This is a genomic window from Mycobacterium sp. (assembly GCF_036488105.1).
Classification (GTDB): domain Bacteria; phylum Actinomycetota; class Actinomycetes; order Mycobacteriales; family Mycobacteriaceae; genus Mycobacterium.
On record NZ_DASXHW010000232.1, the window covers coordinates 1 to 18,658 of the forward strand.

Consider the following 18,658-nt stretch of genomic DNA (forward strand, 5'->3'; position numbering starts at 1 on the left):
CCGCCTGCAACCCGGTGCCACACGCCTGCTGCAGGTCGAACGCCGGCGTGTAGGACGACAGCGCGGACCCGAGCACGCATTCGCGCATCAGGTTGAAGTCGCGGCTGTGTTTGAGGACGGCGCCGCCGATCACCGCACCCAGCCGCTCACCGGACAGACCGAACCGGTCGACCAGCCCGCCTAGTGCGGCGGTGAACATGTCCTGGTTGGACGCCTCGGCGTAAGCGCGGTCCGAGCGCGCGAACGGGATCCGATTGCCACCCAGCACAGCGACGCGGCGCATGGAGCGTGAAGAGGAGGTGTCAGAAGCCACGCTTATCTCCGTCAGTTGTTGGTTATCCGGTGTTGGGAGCCATACTACTCACCGTTCTTACTCTGGAGTAAGTTAGCTCTCGACTACGGTACTGGTACCCCAAACCACGGAAGGCAACTCAGTGGCACCCGATCTATTCTCCCAAGTCGTCAACTCCGGGCCGGGCTCGTTTCTCGCCAAGCAACTCGGTGTGCCGCAGCCCGAGAAACTTCGTCGCTACCGGGCCGGTGAACCGCCGCTGGCCGGGTCGCTACTGATCGGCGGCGAGGGCCGGCTGGTCGAGCCGCTGCGGGCGGCGCTGGACACCGACTACGACGTGGTGGGCGCCAATCTCGGTGGGCGCTGGGCCGATTCATTCGGCGGGCTCGTTTTCGACGCCACCGGCATCACCGCCCCGGCGAAGCTGACGGCGCTGCACGAGTTCTTCACCCCGCTGCTGCGCAACGTCGGCCATTCCGGTCGTGTCGTCGTCATCGGCACCACGCCCGACGAAGCCGCGAGCACCGATGAGCGGATCGCGCAGCGTGCGCTGGAGGGTTTCACCCGCTCGTTGGGCAAGGAGCTACAGCGTGGCGCCACCGTCGCGCTGGTCTACCTGTCCGCCGACGCCAAACCCGCCGCCACCGGACTCGAGTCGACCCTGCGATTCCTGCTGTCGGCCAAATCGGCCTACGTCGACGGGCAGGTGTTCCACGTCGGCGCCGCAGATTCCACGCCGCTCAAGGATTGGGACCGGCCGCTGGACGGCAAGGTGGGCATCGTGACCGGTGCCGCGCGCGGCATCGGCGCGACGATCGCCGAGGTGTTCGCCCGTGACGGGGCCCGCGTCGTGGCGATCGACGTGGAGTCCGCCGCAGAGGCTTTGGCCGAGACAGCCACCCGCGTCGGCGGCACGGCGCTGGCGCTCGACGTGACTGCCGACGACGCCGTAGACCGGATCACCGAGCATCTGCGTGAGCACTACGACGGCCACGCCGACATCCTGGTCAACAACGCCGGAATCACCCGCGACAAGTTGCTCGCGAACATGGATGACGCGCGGTGGAATTCCGTTCTGGCCGTCAACTTGCTTGCGCCGCAACGTCTTACCGAAGGCCTGGTCGGCAACGGCAGCATCGGCGACGGTGGCCGGATCATCGGCCTGTCGTCGATGGCCGGCATCGCGGGCAACCGCGGGCAGACCAACTACGCCACCACCAAGGCCGGCATGATCGGGCTGACGCAGGCGTTGGCGCCGAAGCTCGGCGAGAAGGGCGTCACGATCAACGCCGTCGCACCCGGGTTCATCGAAACCCAGATGACGGCCGCGATCCCACTGGCCACCCGCGAGGTGGGCCGTCGACTCAACTCCCTGTACCAGGGCGGACAACCGGTCGACGTGGCCGAGACGATCGCTTACTTCGCCAGCCCTGCGTCAAACGCGGTGACGGGTAACGTTATCCGCGTCTGCGGCCAGGCCATGCTGGGAGCGTGACGACCGTGACCCAACCAAGCGGCTTGAAGAACATGCTGCGCGCGGCGGCCGGGGCGTTGCCGTTCGTACCTCGTGGCGGCCAGTTGCCCACCCGGACAGTGACCGTCGACGATTTACCCATCGATCGTGCGAACGTGGCCGAATACGCCGCGGTCACCGGACTGCGTTACGGCGACGCGGTGCCGCTGACCTATCCGTTCGCGCTGACATTCCCGACGCTGATGTCGCTGGTGACCGGATTCGACTTTCCGTTCCCCGCAATGGGATCGGTCCATACCGAAAACCAGATCACCCAGTACCGACCGATCAAGGTGACCGACACGGTCAATATCGCGGTTCACGCTGAGAACTTGCGCGAACACCGTAAGGGCCTGCTGGTCGACCTGGTGACCGACGTCAGCGTCGGCAACGAGGTGGCGTGGCATCAGGTCACGACCTTTCTGCATCAGCAGCGCACCAGCTTGTCCGGCGAGCCCAAGCCGCCGCCGCAAAAGCAGCCGAAGCTGCCCGCGCCCAACGCGATTCTGCGGATAAGCCCGGGCCAGATCCGTCGCTACGCCGCCGTCGGTGGCGACCACAACCCGATCCACACCAACTCCGTCGGGGCCAAGCTGTTCGGATTCCCCACCGTCATCGCGCACGGAATGTTCAGCGCAGCAGCGGTATTGGCGAACCTTGAAGCCGCCATCCCCGACGCGGTGACCTATTCGGTGCGGTTCGGTAAACCCGTGCTGCTGCCCGCGAGCGTCGGCCTCTACGTGGATCAGGTGCAGGACGGCTGGGACCTCAGCTTGCGCAACCTCGCCAAGGGGTATCCGCACCTGACCGGCACGCTACGGGCGCTCTAGCCCCGGCCACGCTCGACCAGACGCAGCAACCCGTAGGCGCTCAAAGCGGCGACCAGGAAAACCAGCAGCAGCCACAGGGGAGGCCGAGCGAGTTCCCACACGAAGATTGCGGCCCAATATGGCGCGCGTTGAGTGATGGCCAACACGCCTGCTGCGCCGGCCATTGAGACCGCCGGAATGTGATATTGGGTTCCTGCCAGCGCGTTGACGGTCAGCACCAACAGTGTGCCTGCCGCGGCGCCGGTGGCCAGCGCGGGGGTGAGCATCCCGCCCCTCGCACCGGCGCGCAAGAACACTGCCGTCAGAAGGGGTTTCAGAACCAGGACTGCCGCCGCCGTTGTCAGGGTCATCCCGCCGGCGAGGGTTGTGCTCAGGATCGATTTGCCGTTGCCGGGCAGCTCGGGCCACCAACGTGAGCAGACACCGATCAGCAATCCCGCTCCGGCGATCGCCGGGATCAACAGCCACGATCGAGTCACTGCGGCCCGACGTGCCGATGCCATGAGGCGGTTGAACGCAAGTCCCAAGGCAAGGGTCAGCGGGGCCAACACCAGTGCATAACCGATCAGCCGATACGACACGTGGATGTTGGGCCAGTTCAGATTCGGCTGATCATGAGTGACGAACGAGGCAACCGCGACCGCCAGGCTGGAAGTGATCAACGCGGCACCCAGCGCTCGGGGATGCCAGGTTTTCAACATGATCCGCACCGCGAACAGCGCACCACCGAGCGGTACCGCGTACACCGCACCGAGTCCGGCGCCTGCCGCACAGGCCAGCAGGATCTCGCGGTCCCGTGCCGACAGCCGTTTCAGCCATCCCGTAGCGAAATCCCCTAGTGCCACCGCGAATTGGCGAGGTGCCACTTCACGGCCCAGCGACGCCCCAGAGCCGACGACCAACACCTGCAGCGCCGCGTCGAAAGCGAAGGGCAGCAGACGAATGCGCTCACGGTCGGCGATGGCCGCAGACAACGGCGGAACATCGGCCCGCGACCGCAGTAGCCACCACCCCAGCCCGGCAAGCGCTCCGCCGACCATCGGCCCCAGTGCTCGACGGACCGGGCTGCTGCCGGTCACCCCCTCCAACAATGATCCGAATGTGTAGTGATAGGTGAGATGTTCCAGGGCACGCAACAGCAGCGTCGTCGACAGCCCGGCGACACCGGCGAGCAGCCCGACAATGAGCACCGCACAAAAGAAGTCAATGTTGCGGCGGCCCATCACCGATCAACCGGATTCGGTCGAGGGTTCCGCCGCGTCTTTCTCGACCGGTTTGCCCTTCAGTCCGCGCCAGAACAGGTTGATCATCACTTCGGCCGCGCCGTCGACATCGGTGTCGCCGGTACTGAGCCGGGTCGCGATCGCCTCACCGGCCCCGACCAGCGCGACCGCGATCATCTCGAAGTCGGTGTCGGGTTCGGGATTCCGGGTGCCCGCCTGCAGGACTCGCACGACCAGGGCGATGATCCGTTCGCGTCCCTCCCGCACGGTGTGGGCGAACGCCTGCGAGTTGGTGGCTTGGGCGTACATCACGATCCACGACGCACGGTTGGCGTCGATGTAGCGCATGAACGCCACAATCGTGTTGTGCAGCAAGTCTCTCGGGCTCTGGTTGAGATCGATATCCTCGCGCACACCGTCGATGAATCGCGTCAGCTCGCGATCCAGGCACGCACCGAACAGTTCCTCTTTGGAGCCGTAATACAGGTACAGCATCGGCTTGGAGATCTCGGCCTTGGCTGCGATCGCGTCCATCGACGTGTCGTGATAGCCGTTGATGGAGAACATCTCAACCGCGGCATCCAGCATCTGCTGCTCTCGGACAGCACGGGGTAACCGCTTGGTACCACCTGCCATGCCGTCCCCTATCTAGCCGACATCAGCGCGCCTGTCGGCGAGACTGCGTCAACTCAGAGTAAGCAATGCACGGTCGCGCCGCCGGATTACCGTCCGCAATCCGGCTTCGGGCCCTTGAACTTTGCGATCCGCAGAACGGAGGCGTCCACGTTCGGCATCGTCAACTCCCCTGCGGCCACTGCCTTTTCCAATCGGTCCAGCACCGCCGGTACCTCGTCGGTGGTGATCCACAGCGCTACGTCGTTGCCGGCCTGCAGTGCCCGCAACACCGCGTCGGGGACGCTGTAACGGTCCTTGATCGCCGCCATGCTGGAGAGGTCGTCGGTGAACACCGGGCCGTCGAAGGCCGGGCCTTTGTAGCCGGTGCCGGTGCGCAGCAACTGCACGGCGGCCCGGCTGAGGCTGGCCGGGTCAGTGCCGGTGAGCTCGGGCACCTGCAGGTGGCCGACCATCACGCCGACCGGTGCGGCGGTCACCAATGTCCGGTAGGGCACCAAATCGTCGTTCTGCAACGCCGACAGTGGCGGGGTGACAACCCCACCGGTGTGCGAGTCGCCGGACCCGTGGCCGTGACCGGGAAAATGCTTGAGCACCGGCAGCAGCCCGGCGTCGCGCAGGCCTCGGGCGTAGGCGCCGGCGTACTCGGTCACCTTGGCCGGATCCGAGCCGAACGACCGGTCGCCGATCACTGTGTCGTCGGGGGCCTCGGTGACATCGACATCGGGTGCGAAATCGACGGTGACGCCGAGGCCACGCATCCGGTGGCCGCGGTCCAGCGCCATGCTGTAGACCTCGTCGGGGGTGTGCGTCAGGGCCAGTGCCTTCGCTGACGGCGCCGGTCCGATCAGCTTGGACAGCCGAGCCACCCGGCCGCCCTCTTCGTCGACGCTGATCGCCACCGGCAGTGCCGTGCTGGCACTCAAATTCTTGACCATTCCGTTGGTCAACATGGACAGGTCGGTCCAGCTGCCGATGAAGATGCCGCCGACGTGGTTGTTGGTCACCACAGCCTGGGCGTCGTCGCCGCCGTGTACCCCGACCATCAACAGCTGAGCCAGCTTGTCGCGGGTGGACATCGACGACAGCATCGCCGCCGGATCCCCACACGCCGCTTTGGCCGGCGGAATCAGCTTGGCCGACGACGACGTTGCCGGTGCCGAGTTCGGCCGCTGTGAGGAGTGGCCACAACCGGCAATCAGCGCCGTGACGGCGGCAAACACGGCCAGTACGCGCGGGAATCCCATCGGGCCATGCTGTCATGAGGTACGCCGCCTGCGGCTAGGAGGGCACGACCTCGTCTTCTGCTAGGTTGGGCAGCTATGAATCGCTTTGTCGCACCCGCCGCCGCCAGCGTCGTGGTCGGCCTGTTGTTGGGTGCGGCCGCGATCTTCGGAGTCACGTTGATGGTGCAGCAGGACACCAAACCGCCGCTCCCCGGGGGCGACCCGCAGTCGTCGGTGCTCAACCGGGTTGAGTACGGCAACCGCAGCTAGCGCACGATGCGGGCCGAACCCGGGCCCGTCGAGGTCATTCCGCTGTCCCGACGCTGGCTGTGGTGGGTCGCGGCGGTCGCGCTGGCGCTGAGCTTCGGGTCGTCGCCCGGCCAGATCTCCCCCGACACCAAGCTCGACCTCACCGCCAACCCGCTGCGCTTTCTGGCCCGGGCGACCAACCTGTGGAACAGCGAGCTGCCGTTCGGGCAGGCGCAGAATCAGGCCTACGGCTACCTGTTCCCGCACGGCACGTTCTTCTTGGCCGGCCACCTGCTCGGACTGTCGGGCTGGATCACCCAACGGCTGTGGTGGGCACTGTTATTGGCCGTCGGATTCTGGGGATTGCTGCGCGTCGCCGAGGCGCTGGGCATCGGCAGCCCGACGTCGCGCGCGGTTGCCGCAGCGGCGTTCGCGCTCTCACCACGGGTGCTGACCACGCTTGGGTCGATCTCGTCGGAGACGCTGCCGATCATGCTGGCGCCATGGGTGCTGCTGCCCACGATCCTGGCGTTGCGCGACGACGGGCGGTCGGTGCGCCGGCTGGCCGGTCAGGCCGGGGTGGCCGTCGCGCTGATGGGAGCGGTCAATGCGATCGCGACGCTGGCCGGGTGTCTGCCCGCGGTGATCTGGTGGGCCTGTCACCGGCCTAACCGACGGTGGTTGCGCTACGCGGCGTGGTGGCTGCTGGCTCTGGCGCTGGCCATGACGTGGTGGCTGGTGGCATTGGTCCTGATGGCCCGGATCAGCCCGCCGTTCCTGGACTTCATCGAATCCTCGGGTGTGACGACGCAGTGGTCGTCGTTGGTCGAGGTGCTGCGCGGTACCGACAGCTGGACCCCATTCGTGGCGCCCAACGCCACGGCAGGTGCGCCGCTGGTCACCGGTTCGGTCGCCATCCTGGCCACCTGCCTGGTGGCAGCGGCCGGGCTGGCCGGGCTGGCGCTGGGGAGCATGCCGGCCCGCGGGCGATTGGTGACGATGCTGCTCGTGGGCGTGGTGCTGCTGGGCGTTGGATACAGCGGCGGGCTGGGCTCACCGCTGGCCCAGCACGTCCAGGCTTTTCTGGACGCCGGCGGCGCACCGCTGCGCAATGTGCACAAATTCGAATCGCTGATCCGCATCCCCGTCGTATTGGGACTGGCCCAGCTGCTCGGCCGGATCCCACTACCGGGCAGTGCTCCGAAACCGTTGTGGCGCAGCGCGTTTGCTCACCCGGAACGCGACAAGCGGGTTGCGGTCGGCATTGTGGTGCTGACCGCGCTGATGGCCGGGACATCGCTGGCATGGACGGGGCGGATGACCCCGCCGGGCACGTACAGCGCGATCCCGCGATATTGGCATGACGCCGCCGACTGGCTGTCCGCGCACAACACCGGCGTGCCGGCGCCCGGGCGGGTGCTGGTGGTCCCCGGCGCGCCGTTCGCGACGCAACTGTGGGGCACCAGCCACGACGAACCGCTGCAAGTGCTCGGCGACAGCCCCTGGGGTGTGCGCGACTCCATACCGCTGACTCCGCCGCAGACCATCCGCGCGCTGGACTCGGTCCAACGGCTGTTCGCCTCCGGAACGCCCTCCGCGGGCCTCGCCGATACGCTTGCTCGCCAAGGTATTTCGTATGTCGTGATGCGCAACGACCTGGATCCGGACGCGTCTCGCTCGGCACGCCCGATCCTGGTGCACCGGGCCATCACCGGATCGCCACGACTGCAGAAGGTCGCCGAGTTCGGCGCACCGGTCGGCCCGGGCCCGGTGTCGGGATTCGTCACCGACAGCGAATTGCGTCCCCGATATCCCGCCGTCGAGATCTACCGCGTAACCGCCATGGCCGGCGATCCCGGCGTGCCCTACCTGACCGACATCAACGGACTGCCCCGCATCGACGGCGGGCCCGAGGCCTTGCTGCGACTCGACGAACGTCGCCGGCTGTCTGGCCGGCCACCGCTCGGGCCGGCGCTGCTGACCGCCGACGCCGTCGGTGCGGGCCTGCCGGTACCGGTCGTCACGGTCACCGACACGCCGCTTGCTCGCGAGACCGACTACGGCCGGGTCGATGACCACTCGTCGGCGACCCGCGCAGTCGGCGACACCCGGCACACCTTCAACCGGGTGCCGGACTATCCAAGCCCGGGCGCCGATACCGTCTACGGCTCGTGGACCGGCGGTCGGCTGACGGCATCGAGTTCGTCGTCGGACTCCACGGTTTTGCCCGACGTCGCCACCGCCGCGTCGCCGGCTGCGGCGATCGATGCCGATTCGGCGACCGCCTGGGTATCCAACAGTCTGCAGTCGGCCGTCGGTCAATGGCTTCAGGTCGACTTCGACCACCCGGTGACCAACAGCATCATCACCATCACCCCCAGCGCGACCACGGTCGGTGCGCAGGTCCGACGTGTCGAGGTCGAAACCGCCACCGGGACAACGACGTTGCGGTTCGACGAGGCCGGTAAACCGATCAGCGGCGCGCTGCCCTACGGCGAGACGCCGTGGGTCCGCATCACCGCGATCGGCACCGACGACGGGTCGCCGGGAGTGCAGTTCGCGATCACCGACTTGTCGATCACGCAGTACGACGCCCGCGGCTTCGCGCATCCGATCAATATTCGGCACACCGCGCTCGTTCCCGCGCCCCCGCCGAACGCCGCTGTGGCGCAATGGGATCTGGGTTCCGATCCGCTGGGCAGGCCGGGCTGCGCGGCGGGCCTGACGAACGTGCAATGCGCGCCGTCGATGGCGCTGGCGACGGAAACACCGGCGACCTTCAGTCGCACGCTGAGCGTGCCGCAGCCGATGTCGGTGCTGCCGACGATCTGGGTCCGCGCCCGGTCGGGACCCAAACTGGCCGGTCTGGTCGCCGAGCCGGACACCACCCAGGCTCACGGCGACTCCGATCTGGTCGACGTACTCGGCGCGGCTTCTGCCGCCACCGACGGCGATCCGGCCACGGCGTGGACCGCGCCGCAGCGGGTGGTGCAACACAAGACGCCCCCGACGCTCACCCTCACCCTGCCCCAGCCCACCGAGGTGACGGGTCTGCGTGTCACGCCCAGCACCTCGCCGGTGCCCGCGCACCCGACCATGGTGGCCGTCGACCTGGGCAACGGTCCGCAGGTGCGGGCACTGAAAACATCCGGGCCACAAGATCTTCCGCTGGCACCCAGGATGACCGACACCGTCACGGTCAGCCTGCTCGAATGGAAAGACGTCATCGACCGAACCGCACTTGGCTTCGACCAACTCAAGCCACCGGGGCTGGCTGAGATCGCGGCGCTGGGCACCGACGGCAGACCGATCGCCGCCGCCAACGCAGCGCGCAACCGGACCCGCGAGGTCACCGTTGACTGCGAGCACGGACCCGTCATCGCGATCGCCGGCCGGTTTGTGCACACTTCGGTCAGCACCACGGTCGGCGCTCTGCTGGACGGCGTCCCGGTAACCGCGCACCCCTGCGACACCGGGCCGATCACGTTGCCGACTGGCCAGCAGGAGCTATTGGTAAGTCCCGGGCCACAATTCGTCGTCGACGGCGCCGAGGTGTCCGGACCGCTCGCGGCCCAGTCGGCCACCGCCCCGGCGACGCCGGCGGCTACCGGAGCGTGGGGTCCGGCCCGTCGTGAGGTGCGGGTACCGGACGCGACGACGTCGCGGGTGCTGGTCGTGCCGGAAAGTATCAACACCGGTTGGGTGGCGCGCACCAGCGCCGGAACTCGGTTGACACCGTTGGCGGTCAACGGATGGCAGCAGGGATGGGTGGTTCCAGCCGGAACATCGGGCACCATCACGCTGATCTTCGCGCCCAACCCGCTGTACCGGGTCGGCCTGGCCGGCGGGCTGTTGCTGCTGCCGCTGTTGGCGCTGCTGGCGTGGTGGCCGCGGCGACGCTCGTCGAGCGATCCCGCTGCGCGCCCGTGGACGCCCGGGCCCTGGGCCGCCGTCGCGATGCTGTCCGCCGGGGCGGTGATCGCCGGAGTAGCGGGTCTGGTTGTCTTCGGCGCCGCACTGGGCATGCGGTGGGTGTTGCGCAATCGTCCACGACGACGCGACGTCGTCACCATCTGGTTCAGCGCCGGCGGGCTGATCCTGGCCGGTGCGGCACTGTCGCGCCATCCCTGGCGATCCGTCGACGGATACGCGGGCCATTCGGCTGCAGTGCAACTGCTTGCGCTCATTTCACTTGCGGCGCTGGCCGCTTCAACCGTGACGCGGCCTGATGAGCGTTAACGCCCAGCTGTGCATGGGCATGCCGTTGCACGGGATTCGCACCGACACCTGAGTTGCCGGGCGTCTGCGCTGCTGTTACGGGATAAGCAGCGCATCTTCGGTGTGAGGTGGTGAGACTTGGCGTTGACGGTGGCCGAGATCGATCGGTGGCGCGCCGAGGCGGTACGCGAGGTGTTCCACGCCGCCGGTGCGCGTGGCCACGCGACCCTGCAGGCCGCGCGAGAACTGGCCTCGCTGGCGGTGTTCGACACCTGGCAGGGCGCCACCGCGCAAGCCCGCAGACACAGCAGCGCCTCGATCCGGTCAGACCTCGACGCACACGGCAACGAGTCGCTGGCGGTGGCCTGGGCGGCCGGCCGAGCGGCCGACGACATCGTGCAGGTGCAGTCCCGGTTGAGCGCGTTGCGCCGCGACGCCGCCGAACTGCAGATGACCATCGATTGCCGCACCGACAAGGTGGTGCCGAGTTCGAATTTCGACGGTCTGCCGACAGCCGCGCTGATCGCTGAGATTCAGCTGCAGAATCGGCTGGATACGATTGTGGCAGATGCTAATTCAGCTGACCAGGAGTTGGCGTACGCGATCGACATGGCCGACGGGGATCGGGCGATTCCTCCGGGACCACATGACAATCGGCCACTGATCCAGGACTCGCTGTCGCGGCCGTTACCCGACGATCCGAAGCAGTTCAACGAGCTGTGGAATCAGCTCAGCCACGAAGAAAAGGATTGGCTGTATCGCCGAGACCACAACATCGGCAACCACGCCGGGATGCCGTGGGATTCGCCGGACCACTTGGGCAGGGACCACTACAACCGGTTGCACCTGGTAGAGCTCACACAGCAATCCCAGTGTGACGTCACTCGGCTACAGCACCACATTGATCAGTTGATGGCCGAACCCAACGTCGACGACGGCGCGCTCTACGCATTGCAGTCGCAACTGGCTGCGGCCCGAAAACACCTCGCCAGTTATCAGGCCGTCCAAGCGCGCTTGAAGTCCGCCGACGGACCGAAGCGTTACTTGGGTCTGCTCGACGAATTCGGCCACGGCGCCGTGTCGATCGCGAACCCGGATACCGCGCGCCGCAATGCGATCTTCGTACCCGGCACCGGACAAGACCTGAGCCGACTGACGTTCAGCGACGAGAAGGCGTTGGCCATGCATACCGCCGCGTTGGCTGCCGACCCCGGCCTGGAACCAGGCGACGTCTCGGTGACGACATGGATGGGTTACGACCGCCCAATGGATCTCAGCCGCGCGGCTTCCCCCCAGCCCGCGCAGGGGGGTGCGGATCGATTGTCGAGCTTCGAAAACGGCCAACGGGCCTCGCACGTCGGTACACCGTCCGTCGATACCGTGATCGGCCACAGCTACGGCTCCACCGTGATTGGCGCGGCCGCCGCCGGCGGGCGCCACCTCGACGCCGACAACGTCATCGCGGTCGGAAGCCCCGGCATGCTGGTCGACCGCGCCGGCCGACTGAATCTGCACCCAGGCGGCAACGTCTTTGTGATGCGTGCCGTCAACGACATGATCGGCGTGGGCGGCATCGTCACCGAATGGACGTTGGGCGCCGACCCGACCGACCCGGGTTTCGGTGCCCGGCTGCTGGCCGCCGATCCCGGCCCCGCCGGTCCGTTCGGGCTGCCCAGCGTCGCCGCGCACAGCAGTTACTGGTTGGGCGGCAACACGGCGCTGGCGAACTTTGGTGCGGTCATCGCCGGTGTGCCGCCGCCCTACCTCGTCGGGCAGCGATAGTTACGGGCTCGGTGGTTTTGCGGTCTGCCGGACGGGTACGCGCGACAATGGGGACTCCACTCCTCGCCAGGAGCTACGGACATGGGTTGGTTGAGCGCACCGGAATATTGGTTGGGCAGGCTGGTATTGGAGCGCGGCATTGCGACCGTCTACGTCTTCGCATTCGTGGCGGCCGCACGGCAATTCCGGGCGCTGATCGGGGAACACGGATTATTGCCGGTGCCGCGTTATCTGGCCCGCCAATCGTTTACGCGAACGCCGAGCATCTTTCACGTCCACTACTCCGATCGGTTTTTCGCGACGATTGCGTGGTCGGGTGCGGCATTGGCGGCCGGGATGGCTGCGGGATTGGCCGAGGTGGTGCCGCTCGGGGTGACGGTGTTGCTGTGGCTGCTGCTATGGGTTGCGTACCTGTCGATCGTCAACGTCGGCCAGACGTGGTACTCGTTCGGCTGGGAGTCGCTGATGCTGGAAATGGGTTTCCTGGCAATATTTCTCGGCAACGACCGGATCGCGCCGCCGGTGCTGGCGATGTGGTTGGCACGGCTGCTGCTGTTTCGGCTCGAGTTCGGCGCCGGCCTGATCAAACTTCGCGGCGATTCCTGCTGGCGGGATCTGACCTGCCTGTACTACCACCATGAAACCCAGCCGATGCCGGGGCCGTTGAGTTGGTTTTTCCATCACCTACCCAAGCCGCTGCATCGGGTGGAGGCCGCAGGAAATCACTTCGCGCAACTGGTCGTCCCGTTCGGACTGTTCGCCCCGCAACCGGTGGCCAGCATCGCCGGCGCGATCGTCGTGGTCACCCAGCTTTGGCTGGTGGCGTCGGGTAACTTCGCCTGGCTCAACTGGTTAACGATCCTGTTGGGTTGCAGCGCGATCGACGCGTCCTCGCTGGCGGCGCTGCTGCCCATCCCCCGCCAGCCCGCACTTACCGAAGCTCCGCGCTGGTTCGCTGCCCTGGTGATCGTGTTCGCGGCGCTGACGCTGATGTTGAGTTACTGGCCGGTGCGCAACATGATCTCGCGTCGTCAGCGAATGAACATGTCGTTCAACCCGTTTCACTTGATCAATACCTATGGGGCGTTCGGCAGCATCGGCCGCACGCGCCGGGAGGTGGTGATCGAGGGTACCGACGAGCCCGCAATCACCGAGCAGACGGTATGGCAGGAATACGAATTCAAAGGCAAGCCGGGCGCGGTGCGGCGACCCCCACGGCAGTGGGCGCCGTACCATCTGCGACTGGATTGGCTGATGTGGTTCGCCGCGATCTCCCCGCAGTACGCCAACTCGTGGCTGCAGCCGTTCATGCTGCGGCTCTTGCAGAATGATGCGGCGACGCTGCGTCTGCTGCGTGACAACCCCTTCCCGGATGACCCGCCGCGGTACGTACGGGCGCAGCTGTACCGGTACCGCTTCACTACGCCGGCCGAACTGCGCCGCGATCACGCTTGGTGGCATCGCACGCTGGAAGGCGGGTATGCGGCGCCGATGTCGCTGGACCCGACGAATTTCTGAGCCAGGCAGTTAGATACATTCCGCGCGCAGAAGCCGAGGGATATGCACGATGTGCCCGCCTTCGAGCGAAAACTCACCGAACACATTTGAGTTGTCGCTCAGAGCTGGGCGATTCGTCGACCCCTGCGAAGCTGAGGTCAACGGGGCGGATGTGACTGAAGCCGCACCGTGCGGCTACAGCGACTCGTCGAGCTCGCCGAGCCGATCGGTCAAACGCAGATTTTCGGAGTAGTCGACCGGGCAGCAGATCAGCGACACCCCGTCGTCATCAAGAGCGGCCCGCAATGTCGGCAACAGTTCGTCGGCACTGTTGATCCGATAGCCCTTGGCACCGAAGCTTTCCGCGAACTTCACGATGTCAGGATTGCCGAATTTCACGTAGTGGTGCTCGCCGAGTTCGAGATCCATCTTCCACTCGATCAGACCGTAACCGCCGTCTTCCCAGATCAGCACGACCAGCGGTATCTTCTCGCGGACGGCGGTTTCGATCTCTTGCGAATTCATCAGGAACGCGCCGTCGCCGGCCACCGCCAGCACCTTCGAATCCGGCTTCGCCAACTTGACTCCAAGCGCTCCGGGAAGCGCAAAGCTCATGGTGGACAAGCCATTTGATACGAGGCAAGTGTTGGGCTCGTAGGTTGGGTAGAGCCGCGCCATCCACATTTTGGTGGCGCCGGTGTCGACCAGCACCACGTCGCTGCGGCCCAGCGCCGCACGGATATCGGCGACCAACCGCTGAGGGGCCAGCGGATACCGCGAATCCTGTTGTCCGCGTGCGAATTCCTCGCTGAGCAAGCCGGAGCCGGGTATCTCCGGGTCGGCGTCGAAGACGTGATCGTCGAGCCCTTCGCCCAGCGCGTCCAGCGACTCGCTGATATCACCGATGATCCCCACTTCGACCGAGTAGTGCGCGTCGACCTCAGCCGGGAACCGGTGGATGTGGATGATCTTCTTGTCGGCCTTCGGATTGATCCGAACCGGGTCGAACTCCTGCAACTCATAGCCGACCGCGATGACGACGTCGGCGTTGTCGAACCCGAAGTTGACGTAGTCGTGTCGCATGAACCCGAGCGCGCCGATGCTGTTGGGGTGGTCGTCGGGCATGACACCTTTCCCATGGAAGGTGTTGGCCACCGGGATGCCGAACTTCTCCGAGAATCGCACCAATGCATCGGTCGCGTCGGAGCGCGCGGCACCGTGCCCGGCCAACAACACCGGCCGCACGGCCTTACGCAGGATGTCGACGGCGCGCGCCACCTGGCGGACGGCCGGCGCGTCAGCGCGAACGACGTTGCGGGGCAACGGACCCAGGTCGTAGTCGGCTTCGTCGGCGTCGATGTGCTCGGGCACGGCCAGGTACACCGCTGCCGGGCGTTCGGTCTCGGCGAGCTTGAACGCTTTGCGGACCATCTCCGGTATCGCCTGCGCGGTCGGGATACCGGCGGCCCATCGGGTGATGGGCGCAAACATCGACACCAGGTCGACGTACTGGTGCGACTCCTTGTACTGGCGGTTCTGACCGACCTGGGCCGAGATCGCGACCAGAGGCGTGCTGTTGGTAGTGGCGTCGGCGACGCCGAGCTGCATGTTTATCGCCCCCGGACCCAGCGTCGCGGAGACCACGGCCGCCCGCCCGGTGACCCGGCCGTACATCTCGGCCATAAACGACGCTGCCTGCTCATGGCGAGTGAGCACGTAACGGATGTTGGACGAGGCCAGCGCCTGCACGAAGCGGATGTTCTCCTCGCCCGGCAGCCCGAAGACCACCTCCACACCCTCGTTTTCCAGGCACTTGACTATCAGCTCGGCGGCTTTGCTCATCCGGCACCTCCCTTTCGGCCACGATAGTGGCAGGCTGGAGACAGACGTTTCCGCAAACCCCTCCGACCGAAGGATGTCAGCGTGTCCATCGCCACGATCAACCCTGCCACCGGTGAGACGGTCAAGACCTTTACAGCGGCCACCGACAGCGAGGTCGAGGCTGCGATCGCCCGCGCGCACGAGCGCTTCCTCGACTACCACCGTTCCACCACGTTTGCCCAGCGTGCCGAGTGGGCAAACGCCACCGCGGATTTGCTCGAAAAAGAGGCCGACGAGGTCGGGGCGATGATGACCCTGGAAATGGGCAAGACTCTCAAGTCGGCCAAGGCCGAAGCGGTCAAGTGCGCCAAGGGTTTTCGGTACTACGCCGAGAACGCCGAGAAGTTGCTGGCCGATGAGCCCGCCGAGGCGTCGAAGGTTGGCGCGAAGCGCGCCTACACCCGGTGGCAGCCGCTCGGCGTGGTGCTGGCCGTGATGCCGTGGAACTTCCCGCTGTGGCAGGCCGTCCGGTTCGCCGCGCCTGCGCTGATGGCCGGCAACGTCGGTCTGCTCAAGCACGCCTCCAACGTGCCGCAATCGGCGCTGTATCTGTCCGACGTCATCGCACGCGGCGGCTTTCCGGAAGATTGTTTTCAGACGCTGCTGGTGTCGTCGAAGGCTGTCGAGGCCATCCTGCGCGATCCTCGGGTCAAGGCCGCCACGTTGACCGGCAGCGAACCGGCCGGCCAGTCGGTCGCCGCGATCTGTGGCGATGAGATCAAACCCACCGTGATGGAACTCGGCGGCAGCGACCCGTTCATCGTGATGCCGTCGGTCGACCTCGACGAGGCGGTTAAGACCGCGGTCACCGCCCGGGTGCAGAACAACGGCCAGTCCTGTATCGCCGCCAAGCGGTTCATCGTGCACACCGACATCTACGACGCGTTCGTGGACAAGTTCGTCGAGCGGATGGAGGCGCTCAAGATCGGCGACCCGACCGACCCGGACACCGACGTGGGTCCGCTGGCCACCGAGTCGGGCCGCGACGAGATCGCCAAGCAGGTCGACGACGCCGTCGCTGCCGGCGCCAAGGTCCGCCTCGGCGGCAAGACGCCGGACCAGCCGGGCTGGTTCTACCCGCCGACGGTTGTCACCGACATCACCAAGGACATGTCGCTGTACACCGAAGAGGTGTTCGGCCCGGTCGCCTCGATGTACCGCGCGTCGGGCATCGATGAAGCGATCGAGATCGCCAACGCCACCACCTTCGGGCTGGGGTCCAACGCGTGGACCAACGACGAAGCCGAGCAGGAGCGCTTCATCGACGACATCGAGGCCGGGCAGGTCTTCATAAACGGGATGACGGTGTCCTACCCCGAACTCGGGTTCGGCGGCGTCAAGCGGTCGGGCTACGGCCGCGAGCTTGCCACCCTGGGTATTCGTGCGTTCTGCAACGCCAAGACGGTGTGGGTGGGCTGACTAGACTGCCGCCAGGGCCTTTTCGTCTTCGGCGGCGAAGGTGTCCTCCAGCTGCACCGGCGAGTAGTCGAGGTCGATCTCGGCAAGCGGCCGTCCGCGGGCGCTGCTGATCGTGCCGAACCTGCGCATCCCCTTGTCGGCGGCATACTGCGTCATTTCGTCCTGAACCAGACCGAACGGCGGCACGTCGAACAGCGCAAAACCCTGCGCGGTGGCGTCGAGAGCGAGCGGCATCAACTCGTTCATCCGGGATTCGAAGACGCCCCAGTTGGCGTCATCGGCGGCGATGTGGCGGCGGCAGGTGAACGTGCCCCACGCCATGTGCCGCCGCTCGTCGTCGCCGATCCGCCGGACCAACTCCTGCATACCGGGCAAGATGTTGCGCTCCACGCAGATCTTGTGCCAGGCGTAGTAGCCGGTCAGCGCCAACATGCCCTCGACGACGTGGTTGTAGGTGACCGACGCCCGAATCTGGGCCGCCGGTGACGAGTCGGATGACAAGGCGTTGAGGCAGTCCGGCAGCTCGTCGTAGAACATCGTCCGATATGCCGGCAGCGGTTCCAGGTAGCTCTGCAGGTCCTCGGTCATCCCGACGGCGTCGAGCCACAGCCGGAACACCTGGGTGTGCTTGGCCTCTTCGAAGGCGAACTGAGTCAGGTACATCTCGTCGCCCAGCCGTCCCTCTTCCCGCATCGCGGACATGAACGGCTGGATGTCCTCGGTGACCGCTTCCTCGCCGGCGATGAACTGCGCACACAAGCGGGTGGCGAAATCGCGTTCGTCCTCGTTCAATCGGTCCCAGTCGGCACGGTCGCGCGAGAAGTCGATGTCGGCCGGATTCCAGAATTTCGCGTTGCCACCGGCGAACAGCTTGAGCGGCAGGCTGTCCCAATTGAGCCCGCCAGCAGCCAGTGATCCTGAATGTGTGCGTGTCATCAGACCTCCTCAGATCTTTTGTGAATGAATTGCTCTGCTGTCCATGGAAATTGGAGAGAATGCCGCGCTCAACACGGCCACCAGCCTGCGCACCGCCAGCGCCGGCTGCTCCGGGCTGGGTTCCTCGAGCCCGAGGATCGGATCCAGCCCGCGCATGTACGGCGCCAGCGCCAGGTGCGGAAAGATCAACAGCAGCAACGACATCAGCGCTTCGGTGTCGGCGTCGTCGCGAAAGTCGCCCCTGAGCTGCGCGTCGCGCACCAGCGGCCGCAACACCTCGAGGTAGTGACGGTGAATGACGCTGCGCACGCTGACGCGGGCATCGGTGTCGACCTCCAGGCTCGCCGCCGCATGCAGCGCGCGCTCGTGTGGGTGGTCGGCGAAATAGGCGATCCACGCGTCGAGCCAGTCGGTCAGGAAATCGAAGAACGGCCGGTTCGGATCGAGCTCACGAATCCGGTCTTCCATGTAGGCCCGCACTCGCTGGCTGACGACGTCGGTGATGAACGCGTAGAGGTCGCGCTTGTCGGCGAAGTACTGGAACAGACTGCCTTTGGCCACGCCGGCGCGCCGAGCGATGACGTTCAGGCTGCCGCCGGAGAAGCCTCGCGCCCCGAATTCCGCCTCGGCAGCCTCGACCACCGCTGCGCGGCGTGCGGGGTCGACGCGGGCCCAAGTCACCGTCGGCATCAGCCCTCCTGAGGTTGGATGACCACTGGTCACTCTACTGTGAGCCAGGTCACTTCTCAAGGGTCTGCGTCGAACAATCGCCGGCAGCGCCGACCGCGAACCCGGGAGGACGCGATTCCCAGAACCCCGCCACGGAGGCCGATTCGTCGTCCTAGAGTCGGCTACGTGTCGTTAGTGAATACCGCTCAGGGACCTGTCAATACCACCGATCTCGGCGTCACGCTCATGCATGAACACGTGTTCATCATGACCACCGAGATCGCGATGAA

At 66.3% G+C, this 18,658-nt stretch carries 13 protein-coding genes and 2 pseudogenes; 8 read left to right on the forward strand and 7 right to left on the reverse strand.

Going from position 1 to position 18,658, the window contains the following annotated elements; all coding sequences use genetic code 11:
- A pseudogene (locus VGH54_RS12275) lies at window positions 1-283 on the reverse strand (acetyl-CoA C-acyltransferase); the annotation flags it as partial.
- A gap of 151 nt (window positions 284-434) precedes the next feature.
- Here VGH54_RS12275 and VGH54_RS12280 point away from each other — a divergent pair.
- The gene (locus VGH54_RS12280) at window positions 435-1,787 is read left to right on the forward strand and encodes a 3-oxoacyl-ACP reductase (RefSeq protein WP_331512272.1); all 1,353 of its coding nucleotides are present in this window, start codon (window positions 435-437) and stop codon (window positions 1,785-1,787) included.
- 5 nt (window positions 1,788-1,792) lie between these two features.
- Entirely contained in the window at window positions 1,793-2,635 is an 843-nt protein-coding gene (locus VGH54_RS12285; RefSeq protein WP_331512283.1) for a MaoC/PaaZ C-terminal domain-containing protein, read from the forward strand.
- On the opposite strand, the gene VGH54_RS12290 is transcribed toward VGH54_RS12285, so the two are convergent.
- The 3 genes from VGH54_RS12290 to VGH54_RS12300 form a co-directional block, all read right to left on the reverse strand.
- The gene (locus VGH54_RS12290) at window positions 2,632-3,858 is read right to left on the reverse strand and encodes a chloride channel protein (protein WP_331512284.1); all 1,227 of its coding nucleotides are present in this window, start codon (window positions 3,856-3,858) and stop codon (window positions 2,632-2,634) included. The genes VGH54_RS12285 and VGH54_RS12290 overlap by 4 nt on opposite strands.
- 6 nt (window positions 3,859-3,864) lie before the next feature.
- Window positions 3,865-4,494 carry a TetR/AcrR family transcriptional regulator gene (locus VGH54_RS12295; protein WP_331512273.1) on the reverse strand — a complete coding sequence of 210 codons (630 nt, stop codon included), beginning with the start codon at window positions 4,492-4,494 and terminating at the stop codon, window positions 3,865-3,867.
- 86 nt (window positions 4,495-4,580) lie between these two features.
- Window positions 4,581-5,738: a glycoside hydrolase family 3 N-terminal domain-containing protein gene (locus tag VGH54_RS12300; RefSeq protein WP_331512274.1), complete on the reverse strand. Its 1,158-nt coding sequence runs from the start codon at window positions 5,736-5,738 to the stop codon at window positions 4,581-4,583.
- Between the two features lie 75 nt (window positions 5,739-5,813).
- Here VGH54_RS12300 and VGH54_RS12305 point away from each other — a divergent pair, with 75 nt between their 5' ends.
- The 4 genes from VGH54_RS12305 to VGH54_RS12320 all read left to right on the forward strand — a co-directional run bounded on the left by VGH54_RS12305 (window position 5,814) and on the right by VGH54_RS12320 (window position 13,484).
- Window positions 5,814-5,987 carry a DUF2613 domain-containing protein gene (locus VGH54_RS12305; RefSeq protein ID WP_325694265.1) on the forward strand — a complete coding sequence of 58 codons (174 nt, stop codon included), beginning with the start codon at window positions 5,814-5,816 and terminating at the stop codon, window positions 5,985-5,987.
- A gap of 6 nt (window positions 5,988-5,993) precedes the next feature.
- Window positions 5,994-10,205, forward strand: coding sequence for a DUF3367 domain-containing protein (locus tag VGH54_RS12310; protein WP_331512275.1), 4,212 nt, complete (start codon window positions 5,994-5,996; stop codon window positions 10,203-10,205).
- A gap of 117 nt (window positions 10,206-10,322) precedes the next feature.
- Window positions 10,323-11,966, forward strand: a complete 1,644-nt coding sequence (locus VGH54_RS12315; protein ID WP_331512276.1) for an alpha/beta hydrolase — start codon at window positions 10,323-10,325, stop codon at window positions 11,964-11,966.
- 81 nt (window positions 11,967-12,047) lie between these two features.
- The gene (locus VGH54_RS12320; RefSeq protein ID WP_331512277.1) at window positions 12,048-13,484 is read left to right on the forward strand and encodes a lipase maturation factor family protein; all 1,437 of its coding nucleotides are present in this window, start codon (window positions 12,048-12,050) and stop codon (window positions 13,482-13,484) included.
- Window positions 13,485-13,658: 174 nt separating this feature from the next.
- On the opposite strand, the gene VGH54_RS12325 is transcribed toward VGH54_RS12320, so the two are convergent.
- Complete coding sequence (locus tag VGH54_RS12325; protein WP_331512279.1) at window positions 13,659-15,305, reverse strand: acetolactate synthase large subunit; 1,647 nt, start codon at window positions 15,303-15,305, stop codon at window positions 13,659-13,661.
- A gap of 81 nt (window positions 15,306-15,386) precedes the next feature.
- Between VGH54_RS12325 and VGH54_RS12330 the strand changes: the two genes are divergently transcribed.
- The gene (locus VGH54_RS12330) at window positions 15,387-16,763 is read left to right on the forward strand and encodes an NADP-dependent succinic semialdehyde dehydrogenase (protein ID WP_331512280.1); all 1,377 of its coding nucleotides are present in this window, start codon (window positions 15,387-15,389) and stop codon (window positions 16,761-16,763) included.
- Here VGH54_RS12330 and VGH54_RS12335 read toward each other — a convergent pair whose 3' ends face one another.
- Together VGH54_RS12335 and VGH54_RS12340 are read right to left on the reverse strand one after the other, a co-directional pair.
- Window positions 16,764-17,699, reverse strand: a complete 936-nt coding sequence (locus tag VGH54_RS12335; RefSeq protein ID WP_331512281.1) for a R2-like ligand-binding oxidase — start codon at window positions 17,697-17,699, stop codon at window positions 16,764-16,766.
- Between the two features lie 9 nt (window positions 17,700-17,708).
- Complete coding sequence (locus tag VGH54_RS12340) at window positions 17,709-18,389, reverse strand: TetR/AcrR family transcriptional regulator (RefSeq protein WP_331512282.1); 681 nt, start codon at window positions 18,387-18,389, stop codon at window positions 17,709-17,711.
- Between the two features lie 165 nt (window positions 18,390-18,554).
- On the opposite strand from VGH54_RS12340, the pseudogene VGH54_RS12345 reads away from it, so the two are divergent.
- Window positions 18,555-18,658: pseudogene (locus VGH54_RS12345) on the forward strand (phosphotriesterase-related protein); the annotation flags it as partial.

Excerpts from the sequence above, each read along its gene's own strand:
- VGH54_RS12290 (WP_331512284.1), bottom strand. The coding sequence starts at position 3,858 with ATGGGCCGCCGCAACATTGACTTCTTTTGTGCGGTGCTCATTGTCGGG.
- VGH54_RS12295 (WP_331512273.1), bottom strand. The coding sequence starts at position 4,494 with ATGGCAGGTGGTACCAAGCGGTTACCCCGTGCTGTCCGAGAGCAGCAG.
- VGH54_RS12300 (WP_331512274.1), bottom strand. The coding sequence starts at position 5,738 with ATGGGATTCCCGCGCGTACTGGCCGTGTTTGCCGCCGTCACGGCGCTG.
- VGH54_RS12305 (WP_325694265.1), top strand. The coding sequence starts at position 5,814 with ATGAATCGCTTTGTCGCACCCGCCGCCGCCAGCGTCGTGGTCGGCCTG.
- VGH54_RS12310 (WP_331512275.1), top strand. The coding sequence starts at position 5,994 with ATGCGGGCCGAACCCGGGCCCGTCGAGGTCATTCCGCTGTCCCGACGC.
- VGH54_RS12320 (WP_331512277.1), top strand. The coding sequence starts at position 12,048 with ATGGGTTGGTTGAGCGCACCGGAATATTGGTTGGGCAGGCTGGTATTG.
- VGH54_RS12325 (WP_331512279.1), bottom strand. The coding sequence starts at position 15,305 with ATGAGCAAAGCCGCCGAGCTGATAGTCAAGTGCCTGGAAAACGAGGGT.
- VGH54_RS12335 (WP_331512281.1), bottom strand. The coding sequence starts at position 17,699 with ATGACACGCACACATTCAGGATCACTGGCTGCTGGCGGGCTCAATTGG.
- VGH54_RS12340 (WP_331512282.1), bottom strand. The coding sequence starts at position 18,389 with ATGCCGACGGTGACTTGGGCCCGCGTCGACCCCGCACGCCGCGCAGCG.